The 26,162-nt window shown below is 68.0% G+C and carries 17 protein-coding genes and 1 pseudogene; 9 read left to right on the top strand and 9 right to left on the bottom strand.

All coding sequences use genetic code 11. The annotated features are described in order from the left end of the window. The first annotated feature begins 1 nt into the window (after window position 1). Window positions 2-592: a QsdR family transcriptional regulator gene (locus tag ABZW16_RS11640; protein ID WP_354954814.1), complete on the top strand. Its 591-nt coding sequence runs from the start codon at window positions 2-4 to the stop codon at window positions 590-592. A gap of 28 nt (window positions 593-620) precedes the next feature. Next, window positions 621-1,445 (top strand): enoyl-CoA hydratase-related protein, encoded by an 825-nt coding sequence (locus ABZW16_RS11635; protein WP_354954812.1) that lies wholly within the window; start codon window positions 621-623, stop codon window positions 1,443-1,445. Window positions 1,446-1,627: 182 nt separating this feature from the next. Here ABZW16_RS11635 and ABZW16_RS11630 read toward each other — a convergent pair. Continuing rightward, a pseudogene (locus ABZW16_RS11630) lies at window positions 1,628-1,798 on the bottom strand (hypothetical protein); the annotation flags it as partial. Between the two features lie 97 nt (window positions 1,799-1,895). On the opposite strand from ABZW16_RS11630, the gene ABZW16_RS11625 reads away from it, so the two are divergent. Next, window positions 1,896-2,933 (top strand): fused (3R)-hydroxyacyl-ACP dehydratase subunits HadA/HadB, encoded by a 1,038-nt coding sequence (locus ABZW16_RS11625; RefSeq protein ID WP_354954810.1) that lies wholly within the window; start codon window positions 1,896-1,898, stop codon window positions 2,931-2,933. 140 nt (window positions 2,934-3,073) lie between these two features. On the opposite strand, the gene ABZW16_RS11620 is transcribed toward ABZW16_RS11625, so the two are convergent. After that, window positions 3,074-6,196, bottom strand: coding sequence for a heterodisulfide reductase-related iron-sulfur binding cluster (locus ABZW16_RS11620; RefSeq protein ID WP_354954808.1), 3,123 nt, complete (start codon window positions 6,194-6,196; stop codon window positions 3,074-3,076). A gap of 463 nt (window positions 6,197-6,659) precedes the next feature. On the opposite strand from ABZW16_RS11620, the gene ABZW16_RS11615 reads away from it, so the two are divergent. After that, entirely contained in the window at window positions 6,660-7,394 is a 735-nt protein-coding gene (locus ABZW16_RS11615; RefSeq protein WP_354954806.1) for a hypothetical protein, read from the top strand. Between the two features lie 56 nt (window positions 7,395-7,450). On the opposite strand, the gene ABZW16_RS11610 is transcribed toward ABZW16_RS11615, so the two are convergent. The 6 genes from ABZW16_RS11610 to ABZW16_RS11585 form a co-directional block, all read right to left on the bottom strand. After that, the gene (locus ABZW16_RS11610; protein ID WP_354954804.1) at window positions 7,451-8,335 is read right to left on the bottom strand and encodes an NRDE family protein; all 885 of its coding nucleotides are present in this window, start codon (window positions 8,333-8,335) and stop codon (window positions 7,451-7,453) included. A gap of 170 nt (window positions 8,336-8,505) precedes the next feature. Further along, window positions 8,506-9,819: a S1 family peptidase gene (locus ABZW16_RS11605; protein ID WP_354954802.1), complete on the bottom strand. Its 1,314-nt coding sequence runs from the start codon at window positions 9,817-9,819 to the stop codon at window positions 8,506-8,508. Window positions 9,820-9,931: 112 nt separating this feature from the next. After that, window positions 9,932-11,296, bottom strand: a complete 1,365-nt coding sequence (locus tag ABZW16_RS11600) for a S1 family peptidase (RefSeq protein WP_354954800.1) — start codon at window positions 11,294-11,296, stop codon at window positions 9,932-9,934. 168 nt (window positions 11,297-11,464) lie between these two features. Next, a complete protein-coding gene (locus tag ABZW16_RS11595; protein WP_354954798.1) occupies window positions 11,465-12,622 on the bottom strand; it encodes a hypothetical protein in 1,158 nt (385 codons plus the stop codon). A gap of 45 nt (window positions 12,623-12,667) precedes the next feature. Next, the gene (locus ABZW16_RS11590; protein WP_354954796.1) at window positions 12,668-15,412 is read right to left on the bottom strand and encodes a LuxR C-terminal-related transcriptional regulator; all 2,745 of its coding nucleotides are present in this window, start codon (window positions 15,410-15,412) and stop codon (window positions 12,668-12,670) included. Next, window positions 15,412-17,256 carry an Hsp70 family protein gene (locus ABZW16_RS11585; RefSeq protein ID WP_354954794.1) on the bottom strand — a complete coding sequence of 615 codons (1,845 nt, stop codon included), beginning with the start codon at window positions 17,254-17,256 and terminating at the stop codon, window positions 15,412-15,414. The genes ABZW16_RS11590 and ABZW16_RS11585 overlap by 1 nt, the downstream gene beginning before the upstream one ends. Window positions 17,257-17,547: 291 nt before the next feature. On the opposite strand from ABZW16_RS11585, the gene ABZW16_RS11580 reads away from it, so the two are divergent. The 4 genes from ABZW16_RS11580 to ABZW16_RS11565 all read left to right on the top strand — a co-directional run bounded on the left by ABZW16_RS11580 (window position 17,548) and on the right by ABZW16_RS11565 (window position 25,208). After that, complete coding sequence (locus ABZW16_RS11580) at window positions 17,548-20,907, top strand: IniB N-terminal domain-containing protein (RefSeq protein ID WP_354954792.1); 3,360 nt, start codon at window positions 17,548-17,550, stop codon at window positions 20,905-20,907. A 42-nt stretch (window positions 20,908-20,949) separates the two neighbouring features. Continuing rightward, window positions 20,950-22,776 (top strand): dynamin family protein, encoded by a 1,827-nt coding sequence (locus ABZW16_RS11575; protein WP_354954790.1) that lies wholly within the window; start codon window positions 20,950-20,952, stop codon window positions 22,774-22,776. Window positions 22,777-22,823: 47 nt separating this feature from the next. Continuing rightward, complete coding sequence (locus ABZW16_RS11570) at window positions 22,824-24,386, top strand: dynamin family protein (protein ID WP_354954788.1); 1,563 nt, start codon at window positions 22,824-22,826, stop codon at window positions 24,384-24,386. A gap of 180 nt (window positions 24,387-24,566) precedes the next feature. Next, window positions 24,567-25,208, top strand: a complete 642-nt coding sequence (locus ABZW16_RS11565; protein ID WP_354954786.1) for an endonuclease — start codon at window positions 24,567-24,569, stop codon at window positions 25,206-25,208. A gap of 3 nt (window positions 25,209-25,211) precedes the next feature. Here ABZW16_RS11565 and ABZW16_RS11560 read toward each other — a convergent pair whose 3' ends face one another. Further along, on the bottom strand, window positions 25,212-25,484 hold the full coding sequence (locus tag ABZW16_RS11560; RefSeq protein ID WP_354954784.1) for an XRE family transcriptional regulator: 273 nt from the start codon (window positions 25,482-25,484) through the stop codon (window positions 25,212-25,214). A 147-nt stretch (window positions 25,485-25,631) separates the two neighbouring features. Here ABZW16_RS11560 and ABZW16_RS11555 point away from each other — a divergent pair, with 147 nt between their 5' ends. Next, window positions 25,632-26,159, top strand: coding sequence for an NUDIX hydrolase (locus ABZW16_RS11555; RefSeq protein WP_354954782.1), 528 nt, complete (start codon window positions 25,632-25,634; stop codon window positions 26,157-26,159). Window positions 26,160-26,162: the final 3 nt, after the last annotated feature.

Here is a 26,162-nt window from a genome sequence, read left to right as displayed (position 1 = left end):
CGTGTCCGACGGCGCGGACTCGTCGGTGGCGCTCTCGCCGAAGCCGGTGCGCGAGGACGTGATCGACCTTGCGCACCGCTGGTTCCTCGACGGCCGCCGCATCGATATGCGCCAGCTCGCCCGCGAACTCGGTATCGGCCGTGCCACGCTGTATCGCTGGTGGGGCAGTCGGGAAGTGGTGATCGGCGAGGTGGTGTGGCGGATCATCGAGGAGGCGATCACCCGGGTCGAGGCGCGGGGAGACGGTGCACCCGCCGAACGTTTCGTCCGCAATTTCGGCAAGCTCGCCGATACCGTGCGTACCTTCGAACCGCTGTCCCGATTCGTCGCCGACGACCCGGAGTACGGCCTGCGCGTGCTGACCTCCGGCTACAGCGTCGTCCAGGGCCGCATGATCGACTGGGCCGCGGCACGTTTGGCCGGGCTGCCCGATCTCGACCCGCGCATCGAAATCCGCGATCTCGCCTACGCGATCGTGCGCCTCGGCGAGGCCTTCGTCTGGAGCGATGTCATTACCGGCGATCCACCGCGGTCGGAAAAGGCCACTGCCATGGTCGAACTGCTCGTCTCGGCCGCATCCGGCAAGCACTGATCCGCCGCGCCAACCTCAGGGAGTCGAATTGTCCTACAACACCATCACCTACCGCGTGACGGACGCGGTCGCCACCATCACCCTCAACCGACCCGACGCCCGCAATGGCTTTACCACCGAAATGGCCGATGAACTGGGCGCCGCCTTCACCGCCGCCGATCGCGACGATGATGTGCGCGTCGTTGTATTCGCCGCGGCGGGAAAGGATTTCTGCGTCGGCATGGATCTCACGGCGGGCGGCTCCGATGAGGATGTCACCGCACCCGGCTGGGTCGAGTGGTCCACCCGCGTGGTCCGGCCGATGACCGACCTCGATAAACCGGTGATCGTCGCCATGCAGGGTGCCGCCGTCGGCGTCGGCCTGTCCATGACGTTGGCCGCCGATTTCCGGCTCGCCGCAACGGATTCCCGCTTCGGCTTCGTCTTCGCCCGCCGCGGTCTCTTTCCGGAGGGCGGCTCGCTGTGGTTCCTCCCGCGCATTGTCGGCCTGGCGAAGGCCAAGGAATGGATGATCACCGGCCGCGTGTTCGGCGCCGATGAGGCGCTGGCCGCGGACCTGGTCACCAGTCTGCACGCCCCCGAAGACCTACTTCCCGCCGCGCACGCCCTGGCCACCGAACTCGCCACCCAGGTGGCACCCGTTTCGATCGCCGCCATCCGGCGCGGTCTGGTCGCCATGTCCGGTGACAAAACCCCCGAAGACGTCTTCACTCTCGACGCCCGCCTCATCTCCTACGCCTTCTCCAGCGCCGACCTGCGCGAGGGCATCATGTCCTTTCTGCAGAAGCGACCGCCCGCATTCACCGGCAAGGTCGCGACCGAACTCCCGTCACTTGACGACTGGTTGGCGTAGCACCACCGAGCGCCTCCTGCTCGAGTTCGGGTGCCGGCGGATCCGATCGTTGATCCGGAGCATGCGGCACGCCTCGATGGCGGTGCTGCGGCGCAGTGCGTCGGAGCGGTCGTCGGTGTACCGGTCAGGTGCTCGAGGGAGCGGCCGAGCCGGTCGAGCTTGGTTACGGCCAGTTGGTCTTCGGGCCGGTTGGCCACCGGCAGTGCCTTGCTCAGCTCGGGGCGGGAGGCGAGTTTGCCGGAGGCCTTGTGGATGAAGATCTGTTCGCATCCGGCGGCGGTGAGTGCGTGGTGCTGGGCTTCGGGATGCTGGTCGCGGGTGTCTGGGGAACGAACGTTTACCTTCCTCGGCATGAGGGCTATGGCGTGTGAGAAGGTGAGGTTTCACTCGTGAATTCGGTTCTTCCGATACCGGGTACGAGTGCCGTCGAAATCCGGATGGAGGAGGGGCTTGGTGGAAGCAGCGTCCGATGTGGCTGGGCTGGTGGGGCATCGCTATCGCGCGGATGACTCTTACGTGGTGGGGCGCGAGAAGATCCGCGAGTACGCACGAGCAGTGCAGGATTTCCACCCGGCGCACTGGAGTGAGGACGCTGCCGGTGAGCTCGGATACGCCGGTCTGATCGCACCGACCACGTTCATCTCCATCGCCGCGATGTTGGCCAACCGCAGGCTCCTCGAGACCGTCATGGCCGGCTACGACACGTTCGTGCAGACCGATCAGGTTTTCGAAATGCACAAGCCGATACTCACCGGCGACCAGTTGATCAGCGATGTCGAACTCGCCTCGGTGCGCCGCATCGCCGGCAAGGACCTGCTCACCATCACCAACACCTTCACCGACCAGACCGGTGACATCGTGCACATCATGCACACCACCGTCGTCGGCATCACCGGCGAGGACGTCAGCGCCGACATCAGCGACACGATCGAGCGGGTCATCAAGAGCGGACGCGAGGTGACCTCCCGGACTGCGGTTGCGGCAGCCGACGGACCATCGGTAGCGAATCCGGATCCGGAAGCCGCTCCACGCCTGTCTCAGATCTCACGTACGCGTGTTCCGCGCACCGCAACCAGATTCGACGATATCGCGGTCGGTGACGAGCTTCCCGCTCGAACCATGCGTCTGACGCGCGGCGATCTGGTGAACTATGCCGGAGTCTCCGGGGACCCGAACCCTATCCACTGGCACGACGAAGTCGCTGCGCTGGCGGGTCTTCCGGATGTGATCGCCCACGGCATGCTCACCATGGGCTTGGGGGCGGGATTTGTCACACGATGGCTCGGTGACCCGGGCGCGATGATCAGGTACGGGGTTCGGCTGTCGAACTACACGGTCATCGAAGCCGCATCCGCTGGAAGTGTCGAGTTCACCGGGCGCATCAAGTCGGTTGACGCCGCGAGCAAGACCGCTGTCGTCGTCATCGTCGCGAAGTCTGCCGGACGCAAGGTCTTCGGCCTCGCGACTGCGGATGTCCGCCTCGCATAGCCTCCTGCACGCCAGCTTCGGGCCGTGAGCCTGGTTGCGAAACCGTGCCGCCGCCACGGTGGTGACCCACGGCGATCGGCAGGATAGCGATCGGCCCGGGTGCGCACTGCGCACCCGGGCCGATCTTTCAGGATTTCCCGTCAGTTCTTACGGCCGGGGGCCTTGGCCCCGGATTTGAAGCCCAGGCCACCGGGCTTGGCGGTCGGCGGCGTGACTTCGGGGGCGCCGTTGCCGGAGGTGCCATTGGTGGGCTGTTCCGGTTCCGGGGTCGAATCCGCAGGAGCCGCAACGCTTTCCGCGGCGGGTGTGGATTCGACCGGGGTCGACGGTGCGGCCGTGCCGGGAGCCTTCGGCCCGGGGCGCTTGAAGCCGGACTTCATGGCCAGGCCCTTGGCGGGGATGGACGGCTTGGTTTCGGTGGGGGCCGAAACCGGTTCGGCGGCGGGGGGTTCCGCGGCCGAGGCGGGAGCTGCGGACGCCTCCGTTGTCGCGGGTGCCTTGGCTCCGGGCGCCTTGGTGGCACCCTTCATCGCCAGTCCCTTACCGCCGGGTGCCTTCGCCGGGCCCTTCATGGCCAGGCCCTTGACCGGGGGCGCGGGGGTGGCCGGTGCCTCGGCGGCGGTGGCCGCCGCGTCCGCGGCAGCGGGGGCCGCCTTGGCGCCGGGGGCCTTTGCGCCACCCTTCATACCGAGACCGCCGGGTGCCTTGGCTCCGGGTGCTTTGGCCGGGCCCTTCATTGCCAGGCCCTTGACCGGTGCGGCCGGAGCCGAAGTCGCCTCAGTGTCCGCGGCGGGGGCCGCCTTGGCTCCGGGAGCCTTCGCGGCTCCCTTCATCCCGAGCCCGCCACCGGGTGCCTTGGCCGCACCCTTCATGCCGAGACCACCGGGTGCCTTGCCGCCGCCCTTCATCGCGAGGCCGCCACCGGTCGGTGCCGCCTTCGGCTCGGCTGCAGCCTCGGCGGCCGGGGCCGGCTCGGGTACGGCGACCGGTTCCGGCTCGGGGGCCGTCTTCGGTTCCTGCACCACGGTCAGGTTCTCGGTCAGCGTGGCCGGATCGACGCGGTCGATGGCATCGAGCATGAGCTGGGCGACATCGACGACCTCGACGCCCTGGCCGACCTCGCCGCCGTCCTTCCGGGCGGTGACACCGTCGGTGAGCATGACCCGGCAGAACGGGCAGCCGGTCGCGATCTTGGACGGTTCATTGCCGCCGCCCAGGGTGGACAGGGCTTCGTCGACGCGATCGATATTGATGCGCTTGCCGAGTTGTTCCTCCATCCACATGCGGGCGCCACCGGCACCACAGCACATGGAGCGCTCCCCGTGGCGCGGCATTTCGACCAGGGTGGACCCGGAGGCCTCCATCAACTCGCGCGGCGCGTTGTAGACCTTGTTGTGGCGGCCCAGGTAGCACGGGTCGTGGTAGGTGACGTTCTGCGATACCGACGCGACCGGGATCAGCTGCTTCTGCCGCACCAGCCGGTTCAGCAGCTGGGTGTGGTGCACCACCTCGTAGCTGCCACCGACCTGCGGGTACTCGTTGTTCAACGCGTTGAAGCAGTGCGCGCAGGTGACCACGATCTTCTTGCGCGACTGTTCGACGCCTTCGAAAACCGAGTTGAGCAGTTCGATGTTCTGCGTAGCGAGCTGCTGGAACAGGAACTCGTTACCCGCACGCCGGGCGGAGTCACCGGTGCAGGTCTCGTCGGCACCGAGCACCATGAACTTCACCCCGGCCGTCGCGAGCAGTTCCGCGACCGCCTTGGTGGTGCGCTTGGCGCGATCCTCGTACGCACCGGCACAGCCGACCCAGAACAGGTACTCATAGCCGTCGAAGGAATCGGCGTCCTGACCGAAGACCGGGATCTGGAAGTCGAGTTCGTTGATCCAGTTCAACCGGTCCTTGGCGTTCTGGCCCCAGGGGTTGCCCTTGTTCTCCAGGTTCTTGAACAACCCGGCCAGCTCGGAGGGGAACTCCGATTCGATCAGCACCTGGTAGCGGCGCATATCGATGATGTGGTCGACGTGCTCGATATCGACCGGGCACTGCTCGACACACGCACCACAGGTCGTGCACGACCACAGCACTTCCGGATCGATGATGCCGTTGAGATCTTCGCCACCGACCAGCGGACGCTCCGCCTCGGCCTTGGCCGCCGCGGAAATCTTGGCCAGCTTGCGCTCATCGGGTTTGCCGTCGGCATCGACCAGACCGACCTCGTCGCCGCCCATATCCTTGCGGCCACCGGCCAGCAGGTACGGCGCCTTCGCGACGCCGTGGTCGCGCAGCGACATGATCAGCAGCTTGGGCGAGAGCGGCTTACCGGTATTCCAGGCCGGGCACTGCGACTGGCAGCGACCGCATTCGGTGCAGGTGGTGAAGTCCAGCCAGCCCTTCCAGGAGAAATCCTCGACCCGGCCGGCGCCGAAGGTATCGACATCCGGGTCGGCGGTCTCCATATCGACCGGCTTGCCCTTGGACATCATCGGCTTGGCGGCGCCGAGCGCGACGCTGCCGTCGTCCTCGCGCTTGAAGTAGATATTGAAGAAGGCCGCGAACCGGTGCCAGGCCACACCCCAGTTGATATTGCGACCGACCAGCAGCAGGAAGGTGCTGCCCGACACCATCTTGATGAACGCGAAGATGGCGACCATCGCCACGCTGGACGGCAGCAGCTTGGCCACCTGCATGGTGAAGAAGTCGGTCCACACCTCGGAGTGGCCGTAGGTGGCGATCTTGCCCGCCTTCACCATGACCATGCCGATGCCCTCGAGGAAGACGATCGACTCGATGACATAGGCCGGACCGAATTGCGAACCGCTGAATCGCGACAGCCGCTCCGGCACCCGCGGGTGGTTGAGCTGGCGGATGACGATCAGCACGATGATGCCGACCACCGTGCCGATGCCGAGCACCTCGTCCCACAGGTGGTAGATGCCCCAGCTGCCGATGATCGGCCAGTGGAATTCGGGATCGAAGGTCTGCCCGTACGCCTCGAAGTACAGGATGAAACCGCCGAGGAAGCCGATCATGACCAGCCAGTGCGCCCAGCCCACCGTGCGGAATTTGTTCATCCGAGTGTGGGCCAGGAATTCGACGATCATTGTCTTTAGCCGAGGGAAGAACGGCCGCCAGCGATCCGGCGCGGGTTGGCCGATCATGATCGCGCGGGTCATCTTGCCGACGCCGCCGACGAATGAAGCCCAACCCAGGAGGCTGAACGCCACACCAATCGTGCCCAGCGTCAGTGTCAGGGCATTCATGTCGCGACCTTTCTTTAGAGGCAACACGAGCGCGGGCGGCGATTCAGCCACCCGGTTGGCTCGTATCCTAACCGCAGGTAAGTTACCCACCGGTAACTTACCGGTCTATCGTACGATCGACAGTTGGCCAATGCCCCCTCTTCCTGGGGCTTGACACGAATTCTGCCTGTGATGAATCTCACGAAGATCCGACAATCCGGATGTGAGTTCGGGCGCTAACCACCGTAAACAGTGAGTGGTGGCGTTCTGCCGCTAAGGACAGGCTTAGTCACGCGGAGATCACAGTATGAGCACCGGATCTCGCATCTTCATGTCGGTTGGATTACGCTCACGACGTTCTGTCTGCTGTGCCTGTCTTCACACTGCTCGGGGAGAACCCGGAGCCGACCACTCTGGGTTGATGAGCGCTCTCGCGTGTACGGAGGCAGCTCACGGACAACCTTGATGATGGATTGGATACTGAATGAAACTCCGCAGCACCACCGCGGCTGCCGTGATGGCCATTGGTGCGATGACCATCGGTCTCGGAACCGCGCATGCCGATCCGGCTGCACCGGCTGATCCTGGTCTCACCTACTCCGTCAAGTTGGTGGACAAGACCGTTGTGGCGGCGCTCAAGGGGGGGACCTTCTCGTTGACCGAGGAGCCCGGCGCCACTGCCGACGACCCGAAGACCACGGTCGCGAACGTGCGTGACGGCAAGGGCAACACCCTCGTCTCCTTCCCGCTGAACGTGGACGTCGACGGCAAGCTCGTGCCGGTCAAAGCGGATATGAAGAACGACGGCACCGTGCTCGAGGTCACCCCGGAGAAGCCCGCGGATCTCGTGGTGTCGGACAAGCCGGTCGTCGCCAAGCCGGTCGTCGCCAAGGACATCGCGTCGCCGATCGAAAACCAGCGCGCGCAGAACGAATTCGCCAGCAACTTCGGCATCGCGACTGCGGTCGGTGGCTTCGTCGGCACCGCGATCGGTGCGATCGCTGGCTGCATCATCACTCTTCCGGTCGGCTGCATTCCGGGTCTGGTGACCGGTGCGGGCATCGGTGGCATCCTTGGCACCATCGCCGTCGGCGGTCCGACGCTGGTTGCTGCGGGCGTCGAGTTGCTCAACACCATCCAGGCTCCGGATGGCACCACGAAGTGGGCCGAGAAGCCGGTGGCGGCGCCCGCGGCAGCGCCGGTTCAGACGCCGAACTAACTCGAACCGAACTCGACCGGCCTGCCCTCTCTGGAGGGCAGGCCGGTTTTGTGTTTTCAGGCCTGGCGCTCGCGCAAATCCAGGCTGCCGCTGAAGATTTCCTCACCCTTACCGCGCCCGAACCGCCCGAATGAACGCTCGGCCATTTCGAACGATCCGTCCTCGCGCACCAGCAATACCGTGCTCGCCCTGGTTCCGTGCAGTGCGTTGGCGATGAATCTGGCCGAGAGCGTGCGCTCGCGGCGCAGCGGAACTCCGGTGTGCGGCAAGAGATCATCGGGCGCCTCGGTCCGATCGGCCAGCACCTCGAAATAGCGGGCCAGGTTTCCCGGATCCGATTCGACCACCGCGCGCAGATCGGTGAGGCCGCCGCGCACCTTCGGCCAAATGGGGTGGGGCGCATCCAATGCCGCCGCGGAGCCCGGTACGGCCGACGTCACGAAGGTGCCGTTGGACACGCCGTGGAACCCCGGTGTCAGCTCTTGCGGTGGCACTGCGCTGCGGTTGGAGTGCCACCACAGCGATTCGAGGTCCGAGACCAGCATGTTGTAGCCGTTGTAGTCGTCCGGAGCGGCGGCGATATCGAGGACGTACTGCTCCGGCCCCGGGATATCGTCGCTGGCATCGGTGCCGCGCAGGAAGTCCATCAGCAGCGCCCCGCGCGAACGGGCGTCGCCGCGTTCGGCCTTCGGGTTGCGCACATTGGTCACCGTGGCGAATCGATTGCGCCCCTTCGCTTCCCGCGTCAGACCCAGCCAGGTCCCCGGCGGGTCGCCCGCGGGTTTGCCGATCGCTCCCAGATCGCGCCCGGCCAGTAGTCCGGGTACCTCGGACCACCATCGCATCGACTCGGTCGGGCGGGCGTAGAACTCATCGCGATTGGCCGCGACGATCAACCGAAATTCCGGATGTACCCGCCAACCGATCAACACCAAACACATGCAGTCCAGGATGCCGGAACAGGGCCGCGCCCCACAGGGCATTTCGGGGCGTACGGGCCGCACAAGGTCAGTGGATCGCCCGCAGTGACAGCAAAAAGGCCGACAGCGTCGCCGCTGTCGGCCTTTTCGAGCCCCGGGCTAGTTCCGGGTACCCACTGGTCGGTTCTGGCTCAGTTATTGACCTTCAGACCCGGGTTGTCCGAAAGCACCACGCTGACCGGCTGTGCGAACAGCTGCGGTGCATTGCCGGTGAGGGCGCCGATCAGATTCGGGATCTCGCAGATCGGGAAGTCGGCGACCGACGACGCGCTGGAAATGCCGAGCGCCATCCGGCCGGAGACGATCGCGCCACCGCTGTCGCCGGGCAGGGCGCAGATATTGGCGGAGAAGGCCTGGGTCAGCTCCCGCTCGCCGACCTGCACGGTCTGGTCGACGGCGTTGACGATGCCGCAGCTGAAGCCGGTGCGCGAACCGGACTTGCAGACCGGAGCGCCGACCACCGGAACGGCAACGCCCTCGATGGCGACGGGCGCGCCCGGCTGGCGCACGAAGTTGTTCGTGAACCGATCCCTGGCCTGGTCGTTGATCCGGATGATCGAGTAGTCCTGCGCGCCGAGCACCGACTTCTGGAAGGTGCCCAGCTGCGCGCCGGGCCGATCGCCGGCCATTTCGAAGACGCCGGAGGCATTCGCCGAGCCCGCCGACGCAATGTCGGGGTTGCAGTGGCCCGCGGTGATGTTCACGACATTGCCCGCCCGGTCGGTGCCGTTGAAGCCGAACGAGCACCGCAGCGACGTCTTCCCGGCGATCGAGGCGTAGGCGTCACCACCGGCCAGCGGGCCGGTCTGCATCGCACCAGCGACCGGAGTCGTCTGCAGCTGCTCTCCGGCGACCGGCGGCGCCATCACGATGACCCGCGACGGATCGATGAAGTTCGGCATCGGCAGACCGGCCTGCTCGACCCGCACCGCGATGCTGTTGTTGACGGTGTCGACGACCACGCCGCGCACCAGCGCGGAAACGGCTTCGGGCTGCCCGTCCAGCCAGCGCTCGAACGCGCTCTTCTCGCCGCGCAGCGCCGCCTCGCTCTTGGCGACATTGCGGACCTCGAATCCGGCCGACGTGGCGGCCTTGCGGGCCTCGTCGGCGCCGGAGCCCTGCGCGAGCGCCACTACGGCCTTGCCGCCGTCATCGAGCCACGCGCCACCGAAGACCTGCGGGAACTGGCGCTGCGCCGTGGTGGCGAAGGCCGCGACCTGCTGGGCCAGATCGGCGCGGTGCAGGTACTCCTCGGGGGAGATCTTCAGATCACGCGCGACCGCCGCGATCAGCTCGGCGGGCAGGGCGGGCTGATCGGGTTGTGCGTTCGCTACTGCCGCTGTCGGACCGAACAGCAGAATCGCCGCCGAGGCGGCGATTACTGATTTTCGGACTCGGGTCTGTCGCGCAGCTGATCGGAGCTGACCTATACGTGGCAGGAGCATGCCCCATACCTTAAAGTGTCCGGCCGGTTATGCCTACTTATGTCGGAATGTTGTGCTGCCCACTGTGAATCCAGCGGATGGCGCTGCACAGGAACGGTGTCCGGCAACCGGATTACCCGGCGTTCGGCCGGGTCCGCACGGTGATGCCATTGCCGATGCCGCCGCCGGAGGCCGCGTCGATATCGGCCAGGATCGAGCGGATCGGAATGCCGAGCGTCGCGGTGCCGCCGTACTGCGCGAGCGCCATATTGGCCTCATTGCAGTCCGGTGCGTCGGCCGCATTGGAACCGCTGGTGATGCCGAGGGCGAGGGTGCCGGAGACGATCGCGCCGCCGCTGTCGCCGCCGAGCGTGCACGCCGAACTGGCGAAGCCGCGCACGGTCTTGCTCACGCCCTCGGAGGTGTAGAGCTGGGTTTCGACCCGGTCTGCTACCACGAACCCACAGGTGAAGGTGGACGACTGGCCCGATTTGCAGACCGGAGCGCCGGTGACCGGCTCGGCGGTGCCGGTGATGGTCAGCGTGGTGCCATTGGATCCGCGCACCGACGGCTGGTCCATACCCGCGTTGACCGAGCGCTCGTTCAGCTTGATGACGGAGTAGTCGAGCGCGCTCGGGCCGCCCAGGCTCGCCTGGACGAAGTTGCCGAGCTCGATGCTGTTCGGGATGTCCCGGATATTGGGCAGGTAGACCGCGGCCTGCTGATCGCTCTTATCGATATTCGGATCGCAGTGGCCCGCGCTGATATTCAGCGCGTTGCCCGCCGCGTCCACGCTGTTGAAGCCGAACGAACAGACATCGACGCCGCGCAGCGAGGTGTCCTTCAGCGAGGTCGGCGCGGTGATATAGGTGTCGCCGCCCATCGGACGGCGCTCGACGGGACCACCGCTATTGGGCGACAGGATGACCTTGACGTTGGCGATCAGGGTCGGCAGGTTCAGTGCGTGACCGACCGGCGTATTGGCGACCGACATCACCAGCTGGCTGTTCAGGAAGTCGATCGCGACGGAGTTGATCGACTGGGAGATCTCCTTCGGCAGCGTATTGATCCACTGATTGAGCTGCATCAGTGAGTTCTCCAGGCTGTTCGCCGAGACCGGGGCCAACCGGGTCTGATAGCCGTCGGCCGCGGCGATCTTGGCGGCATCGACCGAGGTGACCGCGACGACCGCCTTGCCGTCGGTGCCGATCCAGGCGCCCGCATAGGTTTCGGGGCGTTCGCTGCGGAACGAGCGCGCATAGTCGCTGAGCTGTTGGGCCTTGGCCGAGCGCTCCAGATACTCCGCGGGCGTCATCTTCAGATCGCGGGAGATGGCCTGCACCAGTTCGGGCGGCAGGTTCTCCGCACTCAGCTGCCCGGGTGTGGTCGGTTCTGCCGAGGCGGCGGTGGTGACGAGTAGGGGTGCGATGAAAACGGTCGCGGCGAATCCGATCGAGGCCGCCTTGACCGCGGCGCTACGCGCCACCAACTTGCGCATGAAGTCCCTTCGTCGGCACGAGGTGTGCCAGCTACGTCCGTGGGCCACGGGCTGCATCCGCTCGGCGCACAGTCTTCGTCCAGCAACAGACCTGTTGTGCGCAAATTTTGCGACAACATCGGTCAGCCGATCACTTTAAGGCACAAACCTACGTCGGGCCCCACTAAATCATCGAGGAGATGGGAAGTCGAACGTGTACTGCGGTTCCCACGGCTGCGGACTCCAGCCAGGGGCGGTCCACATGGGGAACGGGCGTGTCGTCGTGGTTCGGCTCGAGCGCGTGGTGGTGGTGGCGGTCGGCGGTGTCGTCGTGGTCGGCGGCTCGGTAGTGGTGGTGGTAGTGGTCGGCGGCGGTGTCGTGGTCGGCACCTCGGTGGTCGTCTCCGGTTCGCTGCTGGTGATGACCACAGGTGGTTCGGTGGTGGTGGTGACCGGCGCGGTCGGGAGGTCGACCGGCGGTTGCGGCGACGGGCTCACCGATACCTGTTCGGATTTGGCATCACGCACCGGCGGCACCGGGGTCGCCGGGTCATGGAACAGCACCGAGATGCCCAAGCCCCCGAGCACCAGACCGATGACAGCGGCGACCGCGATCAGCAGTGGGGTGACGCGCGGTGGCTTGGGCTTTCCGGCGGCGACCGCGGGCGCCTCGACCGCGGTCGGTGCAACCGGTTCGCCGACTGGCGCGACGAGCGTTTCGCCGATCGGGATCGCCGCCGAATAGGCCTGCAGCTGTGCGTCAGGCGTCGGCACCGCTGGGATGACGTCGGTGACGACGGTCGAATTCTCGGCATCGCTCGGATCCGGCGGTGTCGCGCCAGCGGGTGTCGCCAGCACCGCGGCCAATGCCGCCCGGGCGGCGTCGTAGGCGTAGGACTGCTCCGGTTCGAGGGCGTCACTGACGGGTAGGTCACCCTCGCTGACCAGCAATACCGAACGCAGGCCGAGGTAGTCGAGGGCTTCGCGCAGCGAGAGCACGTATTGGGACGGCCAGCCGGCGGGATACGTCGCGTAGAACTCGGCGGCGCCGTTCAAATGTTCGGCGGTGAGGTTGATCAGGCAGAACAGTGCCGTCGCGACCAGGTCCTCGGCCCGGTAGGCCTCGCCGTCGTCGACGGAGATACCCGCGGGATTGCCGACCGCGGAGGCGAAACCGGTGATCGAATGCGTATGACCGGCCGGGGCTGGACCGCCGAGGACGGTATCGCCGTCATCGGACATGTGCAGGATCGACTCACGGACTATGAACTGTGGTTCGCCGTTATCGGTCACGATGGCCGCTGTGCAGTTGTCCTCGGCGATGCGCAGGCCCACCCCAGTGGCCATCCTCAATTACCTCGCTTCGGCGTCACGGATCGGCGGGCACCCCGGTCACACCAGCAGCGAGCCGTGTCCCATGGCGCGGAGCATCGACAATAGCTCCGAACGGGAACGGGCACCGATCCGGCGTCGGATACGGGCGACATGATGCTCCACGGTCTTCGCCGAAATATACAGACGAGCGCCGATCTCCCGATAGGTCAGACCGAGTAGCACGAGTTCGGCGACCTCGCGTTCGCGGTCGCTGAGAATCGCGGCGTCCGGCACGGGTTCCGGCGGCGTCGGCCCATCGCCGTTGGTCGAGGTGGGGGCGGCCGGGCGGACCGGCTGTTCCTGGGGCCGGGCGTCGGCGCGGACGGTTCTGGCCAGTTTGAGCAGTGTCGTCGCGGTGGCGGAATCGGCGGCTGCGAGTGCGGCCTCGCTCGCGAGCCTGGCGGCATCCCAGGTCAGGCCGATCTCGCTGAGGCCGGCCACGGCCGCCTGCACCGGGGCCGCGGCGACCTGTCCGCGCAGGACGAGCACCCAGGTGCGACCCGCGTCGGCGAGGATCGCGGCGTGCCGGTCCCCGGCTTCGGCCGCGGCCTTGAGCAGCCGGGCATGCGGGAGCAGTTCCTCCGGACTTTCGTGCGCGATCGCGGCCTGCACGCCGTACCAGTGGAAGGCATTGGCCCAGGCGGGCGGTTGGTCCAGCCGGCGCAGCAGTGCAAGGGAGGCATCGACCAGCGGCGCGATCCGGCGCTCATCGCGCAGCCGGATGCCCGCCAGCCATAGCTCACCGATGGGCAGCAGGGTGAGCAGATCGGCATCGACATCGTCGAAGAGCGGATAGGCGGCCTGCCAGGCGCGAGTGAGCGCGGCATGATCACCGCCGCGGCGGGCCAGGCCGACCGCGACGCCGTGTGCGAGCAGACGGTCGCGGATATCGAGCGAATCCGGTTGCAGCGCGGCCACGGTGGCCGCGGCGGCCTGTTCGTCGCCGCCGAGCATCGCGGCCCACGCGGCGAGCACCTGCAGTTGATGGCAGCGCAGGCCGCTGGTGCCGGCCCGGCGCAGCGCCTCACCAGCGCGGCGCGGCTCACCCGTGCTCAGGCACAGCAGCGTCGCGATGGAGACCGCGGTGCACGGCAGGAACCGATCGCTGCCCGCATCGGCCTGCGCGGCCTGGATGAGTGCGGATACCGCTGCGGCGGTACCGGTTTCGTGTTCGACGATGGTGCGGGCGAGTGCGCTGGCGATCAGGCGGGCGTGCGCGTTGGCCTCGGTCGGCGGCCACTGCGTCGATGATTCGGACAGCTCTGCTGCGGCGGTCACGTCACCCGCGAGGTACTGCACGGTGGCGCCGACCGCCCAATCCGCGCCGATCCGCCGCGCGCCGAGCCAGGAATACAGCTGGGCAGCGCGGCCAACCAGACCACGTCGGGTGAGCACTGCCGCGCAGATCCGCACGGCCGCGGCCAGTTCCACACCGGAGACACCCGGGCGAGCCAAGAGCGGTTCGGCCAGCCGTATCGCCGTATCGCCGTCGCCGGTGCGCGCGGCCGCCTCCGCCCAACGCAGCGAGATGAGGTCGGGATCGGCGCCGCTTGCCGCCGCGGCCGCGTAGTAGCGGACGGCCTCGCGGCCCGCCTTTTCGGCTGCGGCGCTGAGGAATTCGGCCAGCCGTCGGTCGCGGACGCCGGATTCGGCGAGCAGCAGTGCGGTGTGATCGCGGAGCAGGCCCGCATCCAGTCGAGCGTTGAGCAATCGGCGCTGGACGGCCACGAAGCGGCGATCGCCGAGCAGCGTGCGCAGCGGCTTGACGGCGGGTTCCAGCAGCAGATCGGCATCGGTGACCAGGGCGCTGGCCCTGGCCCGGTCGATAAGGTCCTGGGCCGCGGCATTTTCCACGCCGAGGACCTCGGTGAGTTCGGTGGAGTCCAGTCCGGTGCCGGTCGTGGCGACGACCAAGGTCTCGAGCAGGTCCGGCTCGAGGTTGTCCAGGAGAGCACGGGCCCATGCGGCGACGGCGTCATCGACGGCGCTGATCCCGGCATCGAGGCGGGCCGAACAGGCGGCGGTCAGCGCGGCGACCACACCGCCGCGGCTGCCCGCGGTCTGGCGGTGAATGTGCTGGGCGACCGGGCGCGGCACCGCCATGCCCAGTTCGCGGGCGAACGGCGCGATATCCGAGACGCCGAGGGCGCGCAGATCGGCCACCCGGCCGCGGCGGGCGACGGTGTCGGCGAGCGTGCGCAGGTGCGGATCGTGCGGACGCGGCTGGGTCGCGACAATAACGGTGTAGCGGCCGGATTCGATGGTTGCGCAGAGGGATTCGAGATCGGCTGCGCTGAGGGTGTGCGCATTGTCGATAACCAGGGCGGGGCGCGGGGCGCTGCCGCCCGGAAGGGTGCTGTTGGTGGCGCGAATGCCTTGGCCGGTGCTGGGCTTTTCGGCGGTTCGGACCAGGTGGCCGGTGCGGTGGCCGTCGCCGCTGACATGGTCCGCGCTGTTCGTGCGGATGCGGTTGGCAGGCGAATCGGTGTCGGCGTGCAGCCGGTCCGGATTGTGACCGTCCGTAATCGCATGCCCGCCGTCGACCGGGTTGCCCTGCGGCGCAAGGTATTCGGACATTGCGGGATCGTCTTGAAACGGGATGTCATGCGCGCGCAGGCGGGCCCGGATCACCGAAAGGAGGGTGGATTTGCCGGAGCCGGAGCGGCCGCGGATGAGATAGACGACCGGTTGCCGGTCGGCGGAGTCCAATTCGCGAAAGATCTCGCGAGCGCAGGGCAGCGTGTCGAAGGCGATATCACTCATCATCTGCCTCCGGGAATCTTCGGCAGTGCGGATACGACGCCGCCGACGGTGTCGCCCAGGGTGTCGGTCGGCAGGGTCAGGGGCACGGTCGGGACCTGCGGCTGCGGTACCGGCTGCGTTGTTGTCGGCTGCGGCTGCGGCTGCGTTGTCGGGCGTGGCTGCGGTGCCGGAGCCTCCGTCGACGGCTGGGTCGCGGGTATCGGTTGACCTTGCGCCGGTTGACTCTGTGCCGGTTGACTCTGGGCGGGCTGGCCGTCGGTGGTCTGGACCGGCACGGGCTGATCGTTCACCCCGGCGACGGTGCTCGCGGTCGGGGAACTCGGTTGTCCCGCGACGGGTTTCGGCCTGTCCGTGGTTGCGGCGGGCGAGTCCTTCGCGGAGGTGGCCGCGGTGTCGGAGGTATTGCCGCTATTGGTCACCGCGACGACCGCTGCGCCCGGCGCGGTTGTCGGGTCGGGGCCCGCAGGCGGATTCGGCCCCGACTGCGCGCCGGTGCCGATGGCGACGGTACCGGTCGCGAGTGCGCCGAGTATCAGTGCCGCGCCCGCGATGATGGCGGCGCGCTGGCGGCCGGAGAGCCTCCGGCCGGACCGGTCGCGCTTTTTCGGCAAGGTCTGATCGGGCACGGTGGCGTTGTCGTCGGCCGGGGTGCGGCCGGTCATGCGGGCGCCGTGCGGGGTCGGCTCCACGCGTCGCGGCGTCGTCGGAATTTCGGTGGTCTTCGCGATGCCGACGGCCATGGCCGCCACCGGGGTGTGATCCAGCGTCGCCGCGAGTAGATCCGCGGCCAGCTCGGCAGCGCCGAGTGCGCTGGTGAACTTCGGCTCGGGCGCCGCGACCACCGGGAGTCCGAATTCGGTCGAGACCAATTCGGCGACCAGTGGGATCGCGCCGCCGCCACCGGTGAGCAGCACCCGGCCGATATCGCCGATATCGAGTCCGGCGCGATGTACCGCGTCGCGAATGAGGTCGATCGAGGTCAGCAATGGCCCGCGGAGCAGATCCTCGAGTTCGCCGCGGACCAGTCGGATGTTTTCGGCGTGGTGATCGGTCGGGTTCAAACGGACCGGGACGACTGTCGCGGTATTTGTGGAAAGCTCTTCTTTCGCATATCGACAGCGATCGCGCAATGCCGACAATTCCCGTTCGATGACCGGATCGAACGGATCGAAATCATTTCCGCGCAGGGCATTAGCCAGGACGTAGCGCATGGTCAGCAGATCGAATTCGGCGCCAGCAACATCGGTGGTCCGCAGTGGTGTGCCGAGCACTGCCGCGGCAACGCCGGTGCGCACCACCGAGACGGTGAGACCGGATGCGCCGAGGTCGTAGACGACCACCGCGCCGTCACCGAGCGGGCCGTGTGCGGCCTCGAGCCAGCGCGCCGCCGCGGTCGGTTCCGGAACCAGGGTCACCTCGCGCAGACCCGCGCGATCCAACGCGGCCCGCTGCACATCGACGGTGTGCCGTGACCACCACGCCGGATGGCAGGCGACCGTGGATTGTGTTGCGTCGGCGCCGATCTCCTCGATCAGACAATTGACCGCGGTAGCCACGAGATCCGCTGCGGAGTGGGCACTTCCGTCTTCGGCGAGAATATCCACGGGATCGCCGACCCGTGCGAGGAAGCCCTCGAGTACGACGTCATTGGAGTGCCTGCCGGTCGGGCGGGCGCCGCTGCCGAACGCGGGCGCCGCCTCCGGGGTGAGGCGCAACACACTCGGATGGGTTATGACGGTGCCACCGGAGTGGCCCCGGTCGAAATCGCTGCCGTCCCCCGGGGTCGCCACCGCGACCGAATTCGACGCTCCGACATTGATGCCGAGCGCCAGACGCTCTGTCATTCGAGAACCCCGTTCGAAAACTGTGTGGCCCGGTAGTCGCTGTTGTAGTTCAGGAAGGGGCGGAGTGGACCCGCCAACCGCAACACTTCTGTCGGTTGCTGAGCATCCACCGTTACTGAGGCGGGGAAGTTGCGGGGAAATTCCCCTAATGGTTCGGGTGCCCCTAACGGTGACGTGCGGTGTGCAGTAGGGGTGCGCCCCGTTTCGAAGTAACGCTTGACGTCCCTAGCGTGAAATGCATTCCAACGACCGCGGATCGCGAGGGTCCGCTCATCCAGGGAGATGATTTCGATGACACCGAACGCGATTCTGGAGTTCATCCTCAACCTGCTGCGCGACCATGAGGCAGCGGTGGGTTACTGCGCGAACCCCGGACAGGCACTGGCGGCTGCCGGTTTGCCCGCGGTGACGCCGGAAGACATTGCCGCCGTCGCCCCCATGGTCGCCGAATCGGCCCTCATCGCTGGCGGTTCGCAGCTGTCGGCAATCGTGGCGGCCGGTGGCGCTGGCGCGGCCGATGCGAATGCCGCCGCGGGTGCGAATACCGCCGCGGCGGTCGGTGTCGGCGCGGCCGCCGACGCGGGCGTCGACCTGGGCACCGATATCGATCTCGGCGCCGATCTGGGCATCGGCACCGGACTCGACCTGGCGACCGGCCTCAATGGCGCGATCGGCGCTGGTCTGCAGGCCGGAGCCGACCTCGGCGCCGGTGTGGCCACCGGGCTCGGCGGCATTGTCAATGCGGGCACGGGGCTGACCACTGGTCTCGGCGGCGTTGTGGATGCCGGTGTGCAGGCTGTGACCGGTCTCACGGCTGGCCTCGGTGGTGCGCTCGGCGCCGGTGCACAGGCCGGGGCCGATCTGGCTACGGGTCTGTCGGGTGCGATTGATGCCGGTGCGCAGGTGGGCACCGGCCTTGGCGGTGCGCTCGGCGCGGGCCTTGGCGGTGCCGTCGGCACCGGTGCGCAGGTGATTTCCGGTTTGGAGACCGGATTGTCCGGCGGTCTCGGCGTGGGCGGCCAGGTAGGTGCCGGGCTCAACGGCGTCATCGATGCCGGTGCCGACCTCGGCGCTGGCCTGAGCAGCGCCATTGGTGTCGGCGCCCAAGCGGGTGCCGACCTCGGCACGAGCCTGTCCACCGGTCTCGGCGGTGTGGTCGATGCCGGCACCCATGCGGCGGCGGGCCTGGAGACGGGAATCGGCGGCGCCGTCGGTGCGGGCGGTCAAGTGGGCGCGGACCTCGGTGCCGGACTCGGTGGCAGCCTGTCGACCGGCCTCAACGGCGCGGTGGATGCCGGTGTGCAGGCCGGTTCGGGCCTCGAGGCGGGCCTGTCCACCGGCCTCGGCGGCGCACTCGACGCCGGTGCCCAGGCGACAACTGGATTCTCCAGCGCCATCGGCACCGCGGCCGACGTGAACACGAACCTGACCACCGGACTCAGCGGTGCCGTCGGCGGCGCGACACAGATCGGCGGTGATCTCGGCGCGGGGCTGTCCACCGGACTCGGGGGCGCGGTCGATGCCGGTGCGCAGGCGGGTGCCGGACTGGGCGGCAGCTTGTCCACCGGACTCGGTGGTGCCGTCGATGCTGGTGCCCAGGCCGGAAGTGATTTCGGCGCAGGGCTGTCCACCGGACTCGGAGGTGCGGTTGACGCTGGTGTGCAGGCCGGTGCCGGACTTGGTGGCGGGCTGTCGACGGGATTTGGTGGCGCGGTTGACGCTGGTGCGCAGGCTGGTGCCGGACTTGGTGGCGCGTTGTCCACGGGAATCGGTGGGGCGGTTGATGCCGGGACTCACGCGGGTGCGGATCTGTCCACTGAAATTGGTGGTGCCCTCGGTGGTGGCGCGCAGGTCGGTAGCGATCTCGGCATGGGGATGTCCTCGGGTCTGAGTGGCGCGATCGATGCGAGTGGCCAAGCGACCGGTGGTTTGGAAACCGGGTTGTCGACCGGGATCGGTGGTGCCGTTGATGCTGGTGCCGGACTTGGTGGCGGGCTGTCGACGGGAATCGGTGGCGCGGTTGACGCGGGTGCGCAGGCCGGTGCCGGACTTGGTGGCGCGTTGTCCACCGGGATCGGTGGTGCCCTCGACGCTGGTGCCGGACTTGGTGGCGGGTTGTCCACGGGACTCGGTGGTGCGGTCGATGCCGGTGCGCACACGGGTGCCGATCTGAGTGGTGGCTTGTCCGCTGGACTGGGTGGTGCTGTCGATGCTGGTGCGCAGTCGGCAGGGGGGTTGGAAACCGGGCTGTCGACTGGACTTGGTGGTGCGGTCGGCGGCGGTGCGCATGCCGGTGGTGATCTCGGTGCGGGGCTGTCCGCGGGTCTCGGCGGTGCCGTTGATGCTGGCGCGCAGGCGACCTCGGGGATCGAGAGTGCGTTTGGTGTTGGGGCGCAGGCGGGTTCGGAGCTCGGTGGGGGGCTGGCCAGCGGTGTCGGCGGTGTGGTGGATGCGGGTACGGGGCTGGGGGGCGGAGTGTCTTCTGGTGTGTCGTCCAGTGTGTCGTCCGGGGTCGGTGCGGCCGGTCAGGTGACGACCGGGCTGGAGTCGACGCTGGCCACCGGTGCCGCGCTCGGTGCGGGCGCCGACCTCGGTGGCGGGTTGTCGACGAGCCTGGGCGGTGGTTTCGACGGCGGCGGACAGGTCGGGTCGGGTCTGGAGACCGGTCTGGGTGGTGCTGTCGACGCGGGTGCGCATGCGACGACCGGGCTCGCGGGTGTCGCGAACGGCGGGTTGACCACCGGCCTCGGTGGCGGTGCCCAGGCGGGTGCGGATCTCGGTGCCGGTCTGTCGTCCGGTTTGACTGGCGCGCTCGGTGGTGGTGCCCAGGCGGGTGCCGATCTCGGCGCGGGTCTGTCGTCCGGTCTCACTGGCGCGCTCGGTGCTGGCGCGCACGCGGGTTCGGAGCTCGGTGCTGGTCTGTCCGCCGGTGCGGGCGGTGCTGTCGATGCCGGGGGCCACGCGGTCACCGGACTGCAGTCGGGTCTGTCCACCGCTGCCACCGGTGTCGGCGGCAGCGTGACGTCCGGTGTGCAGGGCGCGGTCGATGCCGGATCGCATCTGGGCACCGGCCTTTCCACCGGAATCGGTGGTGCCGCCAGTGGCGGTGCGCAGGCCGCAACGGGCTTGGAAACGGGGCTCGGCGGTAGCGCGCATGCCGGAACCGGTTTGGCGACCGGACTCGGCGGTGCCGCACACGCGGGAACCGGTTTGGAAACCGGACTCGGCGGTGCCATCGACAGTGGTGTGCACGCCGGAACCGGACTTGCCACGGATCTCGGTGGATCGGCGAATGCCGGTCTCGGCGGCGGTCTTTCGTCGAGCGTCGACAGCACGGTGCACTCCGGTGTTGCTGGTTCGGCCGCCGGTGCGGCGCAGGGCGCTGCCAGCGGTGCCGCCGATCTCGGCGGTCACGCCGGTTCCGCGCTGACCGGCGGCGCGTCCTCGACCGTCGGCTCCACCGCGAATACCTGGTCGTCGCTGGATGTTTCGAGTGCCTTCGGTTCCGGACTCGACAGTTCGGCCGGATCGCATCTGGACACCTCGGTGACCGGACACAGCGACTCCGGGCTCTTCACCGATTCGCATGCGGGTGCCGACCTGAGCGGACACGCGGGCGGCGATCTCGGCGGCGACGCCTTCCTGCACTAAGAAGGTATCTGCCCCGGCAGATATCCGTACGAAAGAGGTTCGATGGGGACACCCGCAGTGCATGCTCAACCGCCCGCAGTACCGCTGCTGACGGTACTGGGTGAAACCATTGCCGCGGCGCGCGCCGCGGGTCGCAATGATCTGGTCGACCGCCTGGAAGTGGCGGCCGACCGGGTCCGTGATCCGCGGCGGCGCATCGTGATCACCGGACAGCTCGGTCAGGGCAAGAGCTGTTTCGTCAATGCGCTGTTGAACCTCGAGATCTGCCCGGTCGGCGATGATGCGACCACCGATGTCCCGACCTTGCTCGCGCACGGTCCCGAACCGCGCGCAGAACTCGTGCTGGCTGGTCCGAGCGGTGCCGAGGAGGCGCGAGTTCCGTTGCCGATGAACGAGATCGGCTCGGTGCACGCACGCGCACCGCAGGCGCACGGCCGTCGCGTGCTGCGCCTCCAGATCCAGCTCCCGAATCCGCTGCTCGCCGACGGCATCGTCCTGGTCGACACCCCCGGCGTCGGCGGGCACGCGAGTTCTTATGCGGCAGGCGTTCTCGGCATGGTCGCCACCGCGGACGCGGTGCTGGTGCTCTCCGATGCCTCCACCGAACTCACCGAACCGGAACTCGCCTTCGTCCGGCAGGTCCGCGAACTGTGCCCGACCACCGCACTGCTGCTCACCAAGGTCGACCTGTATCCACATTGGCGCCAGGTACATCAGGCCGATCTGGACCATCTGAGCCGAGCGCGCGTCGATGTCCCGATCATCCCGGTCTCCGCGGTACTGCGCAGGCACGCGATGCTGCTGCAGGACCAGCAGTTGGGCATCGAATCCGGCTTCGGGGTGCTGTACCAGTTCCTGCGCGATCAGGTGGTGGCCCGCGATCAGGCGGCGACCCGGCTCGCGGTGGCCCACGATATCCAGTCCGCCGCAGAGCATTTGGCGCTCGCGCTCGGCAGTGAACTGGTCTCGCTGCGCGATCCGCGCCAGGGCGCAATGGCGGTGCGCGAGCTGCAGTTGGCCAAGACCACCGCCGAGGATCTGCACCGGCGCACCTCGGCCTGGCAGCTGACCCTGTCCGACGGCATCACAGATCTGGCGGGCGATATCGATCACGATCTGCGCGAACGCCTGCGCGAGATCGCCAGAACCGGCGAGGAGTGGATCGATAAGCACGATCCGGGCCGACATTGGGAGCGGATCGCCGAATGGCTCACCGGCGATATCGACGCCGCGCTGGGCGACAACCTGCTCTGGACGCACACCCGGGCGATCGAACTGGCCGAACGGGTCGCCGCGCACTTCACCGAACTCGGCGCGGTCGACCTGCCCGATGTCAGCTCGGGTCTGCACACCGAAGACAGTCGCACCGGCACCGGCACCGGCACCGGCACCCTCGCCGACCTCGAGCCCGATATCAGCTTCGGCAGCAAGATCCTGGTCGGCATGCGCGGCTCCTACGGCGGTGTGCTGATGGTCGGGCTCGCCACCACCTTCGCCGGGCTCGCGATGCTCAATCCGATCTCCATCGGCGCCGGTGTGCTGGTGGGCGGCAAGGCATTCCGCGATGACAAGCAGGCCAGACTGGCCCGCCGGCGCAACGAGGCCAAGGTTGCCATCCGGCGCTTCGTCGACGATGTCGCCTTCCAGGCGGCCAAGGAGTCCAAGGACCGCATGCACCGCATCCATCGGGCGCTGCGCGATCACTACACCGGCATCGCCGAACGCGCCCTGCGTTCGATCGACGATTCGCTGCGGGCCGCGCAGGAGGCGGCGAATATGGAGACGGCGCGGCGCACCGAGCGCTGCGCGGTCCTCGACCGGCAGCTGCACATGGTCGCCGAGCTGCGACGCTATGCGGATGCCATGTAACCGGCCATCGCCGCGCCCGGTGCATGGGCCGCCGGTACGGTAGCTCCGTGAGAAGAGACGTGACCCGGCACGATGCCCGGCAGGCGCCCGGCATCGTCGCCGAGGCGCATCAGCTGGTCGCCGCGGCCAGGCAGGCCTTTCCGCGTGAGCCGCGGCCGCGCGCACTGCTGGCCGACTGTGCCCGTCGCCTGGATCAACCGCTGCGGGTGGCGCTGGCCGGTTCATTGAAGGCGGGTAAGTCGACCCTGCTCAACTCCCTGGTCGGACAGGACATCGCCCCGACCGATGCGACCGAGTGCACGCGTGTCGTCACCTGGTACCGCAATGGCTCGACCCCGAGCGTTACCGCCTACGCACCGGATGGGGCGACGGCGAATGTGGTGGTGCGTCGCGGCAGCGGCACCCACGGGCTGACCTTCGATCTGGAACGCCTGAACTGGAATGCGCCGGGCCCGCGGCCGGTCGACCATCTCGAGGTCGAGTGGCCCGCCGCCGCGCTGGCGAATACCACCATCATCGACACCCCGGGCACGTCATCGGTATCGCGGGAGGTGTCGATGCGCACCGCGCGACTGCTCACACCGGGCGATGCGGATGGCGACCGGGCGGGTGCGGGTGTCTCGGTTCCCGGCGCGGACGCCATTGTTTATCTGCTGCGTCGGCTGGACGATGCCGATATTCGGTTCCTCGAACAGGTCGGTGCCGGCGCCGCTGGGGCGCAGGGTATTTCGGGACCGCTCGGGGTGATCGGAGTGGTTTCGCGCGCCGATGAGATCGGGGCGGGGCGAATCGATGCATTGCACTCCGCCCGCGATGTCGCGATGCGTTTCGCGGGGGAGCTGGAGCGAACCGGGCTGTGCCAGGCCGTCATTCCCGTCGCCGGTCTGCTCGCCTTCGCCGCGGCGACGCTGCGTCAGCAGGAATTCACCGCCTTCGAGGCATTGGCCGGGGTTCCGGTCGACGAGCTGAGCGCCGCACTGCTCTCGGCGGATCGCTTCGCGCGTCCCGATATCGCGCTCCCGGTCCCGCCGGAACTACGCGCCCAGCTCGCCGAACGCTTCGGCCTGTTCGGAATTCGGATGGCGGTGACGCTGATTCGGCTCGGTGTGCGCGATTCCGCCACGCTGGCAGCGGAACTGACCAGCCGCAGCGGTGTGGACGAGCTGCGCTCGGTGCTCGATGTGCAATTCGGCCAGCGCGCCGACCAACTCAAGGCGCATTCGGCGCTGACTGCGCTGGCGCGCGTGCTCACCGTGTACCCGGGCACCCAGGCCGATCAATTGCTGCCCCGCGTCCGCACCCTGCTCGCCGATGTCCACGGCTTCGCCGAGCTCCGCCTGCTCGGCCGCCTGCGCACCGACGAATTGGCGCTGCCCGCAGCGGATCTCGCCGAACTGCACCGCCTGATCGGCGGCTCCGGCGTGGCCACCCACCTGCGGCTCGGCCTGCCCTCCGGCACCGACGCCGCTCGCCAGCGCGCCCAGGCGCTGGCCGCGGTGCGCAAATGGCGCGCCCGCGCCCGCCACCCGCTGGCCGACCAGTTCACCACCACCGCCTGCCTGACCGCGGCGCGCAGTGCCGAGGGGACGCTCAGCCTGCTGCCGGAGTGATTCGGGGCGAGGGGCGCAGCCATCTGTGATATGACGCGAGGCCACTCGGGCGACCGCCGGGCGCGTGCTCGCTCTGGTGACTACGCAGCTCAACGCGGTGCTGGAGACTGCGTGACATCTCGGCTGTGTCGATCTGCCGCCCGGGGGTACGCCTGAAATTACCGAGGCAGGGAGAACACGATGACGCAGCAGGATGTGGTCAACGCACTGTTGGATCGGGCGGGTGTGGGCTATGCGGCCGAGGCTGGAATCGCCTTGGCCGATAAACCCGCTCCGCTGTTCCAACTGCTCATGCTCACCGAATTGCTCAGCACCAGGATCTCCGCCGATATCGCGGTCGCCGCGGCCAAGGAACTGGTGAGCACCGGGTACCGCACCCCGCAGCGGGTCGCCGATGCCGACTGGCAGGAACTGGTCGACGCGCTCGACCGTGCCCACTACAAGCGCTACGACGAAAGTACGGCTTCCCGCTTGGGTGCCAATGCGTCTCGCGTCCTGGACCGCTACGACGGCGATCTGCGCAAGCTGGCCGACGAAGCCGAGCACGATCCGATCCGGGCCGCCCAGCTGCTGCAGCAGTTCCAGGGCATCGGCCCCACCGGAAGCGATATCTTCCTGCGCGAGGTCCAGGACGTGTGGAGCTGGGTCCGGCCGCATTTCGACGAACGCGCACTGCGCGGCGCCGAACGCGTCCGACTACCCACCGACCCGGACCGCCTGGCCGACCTGGCCCCGGAAAACCACACCGCCGACCTGGCCGCGGCGCTGGTCCGCGTCACCCTGGACAACGAAATCGCCGAACAGGTCCTGGCCGCCAGCTGAGGCTCAGGTGATCCGCACGTGTACCCGCATACCGGCCGCAGCGATCATGTTGACCAATGCGTCCAGGCTGAACAGCTGCGACCGACCGCAGTGCAGATCGGAGATCCGGGCGGCGCTCACGCCGAGCTGCTCAGCGGCGGCCTCCCGGCTCCAGCCGCGCGTGGCGATCCAGTCGGTCAGTTCGAATATCAGCTGCGACCGCAGCCGCAGGTTCTCGTGATCGCGCGGGGTGTCATCGATCGCATCCCACACGATGTCGAAGATCTTCTCGGCCATGCTGTGCCCACCTTCTCGAGCTGTTCGAGCAGTGACGGTGTACAAGTGGAGAGACCGTGCCCATCGTCGCAGCCGGTGATGCCGCACGCAGGGAACTCCGCCGAACACGCCGTAATTCCGGACCGAGCGTAGGAAGGTCGTGAGGTGATGCCGGACCGTGACGAGCAACAATTCGCCCAGGTGAGGCTGGCCGCGGGAGCGCTGTTCGTGCGCGATGAGGACGTACTGCTCGTATATTCGGCCGATAGGTGCCATTGGGAGATTCCGGGCGGCGTTGCCGCGCCCGGCGAATCACCCGCCGCGGCGTGTCGTCGCGAGGTCCGGGACGAACTCGGCCTGGACCGTCCGCCGCAGCGGCTGTTGGTGCACGACTGGGCACCGAAAGTCGATGACGACAAGATCATCTACATCTTCGACTGCGGTGAGCTCGGCGACGCGTCGGCGGTCAAGTTGTCGAGCGAACTCGAGCGCTGGCAGTGGGCGCGCGTCGACACCGTCGACACCTTCGCCCGCCCCAGCCTGGCCCGCCGCATCTGGCAGGCCTTTCGCGCCCGCATGGAGGGCCACGCCGTCTACCTCGAACACGGCCAACCCACGCTCGTCCATCCGGGTACCGAGGTGGCAGCTCCCTCGTGGCTGGACCGTCAGGCCGACCGCGACCGCCATCTCGGCTGACCC

This window comes from Nocardia sp. NPDC004604, from assembly GCF_040609795.1.
Taxonomy (GTDB): Bacteria; Actinomycetota; Actinomycetes; order Mycobacteriales; family Mycobacteriaceae; genus Nocardia.
Note: the sequence above shows the minus strand (reverse complement) of the source record. Positions and strands in the feature narration are given on the sequence as shown.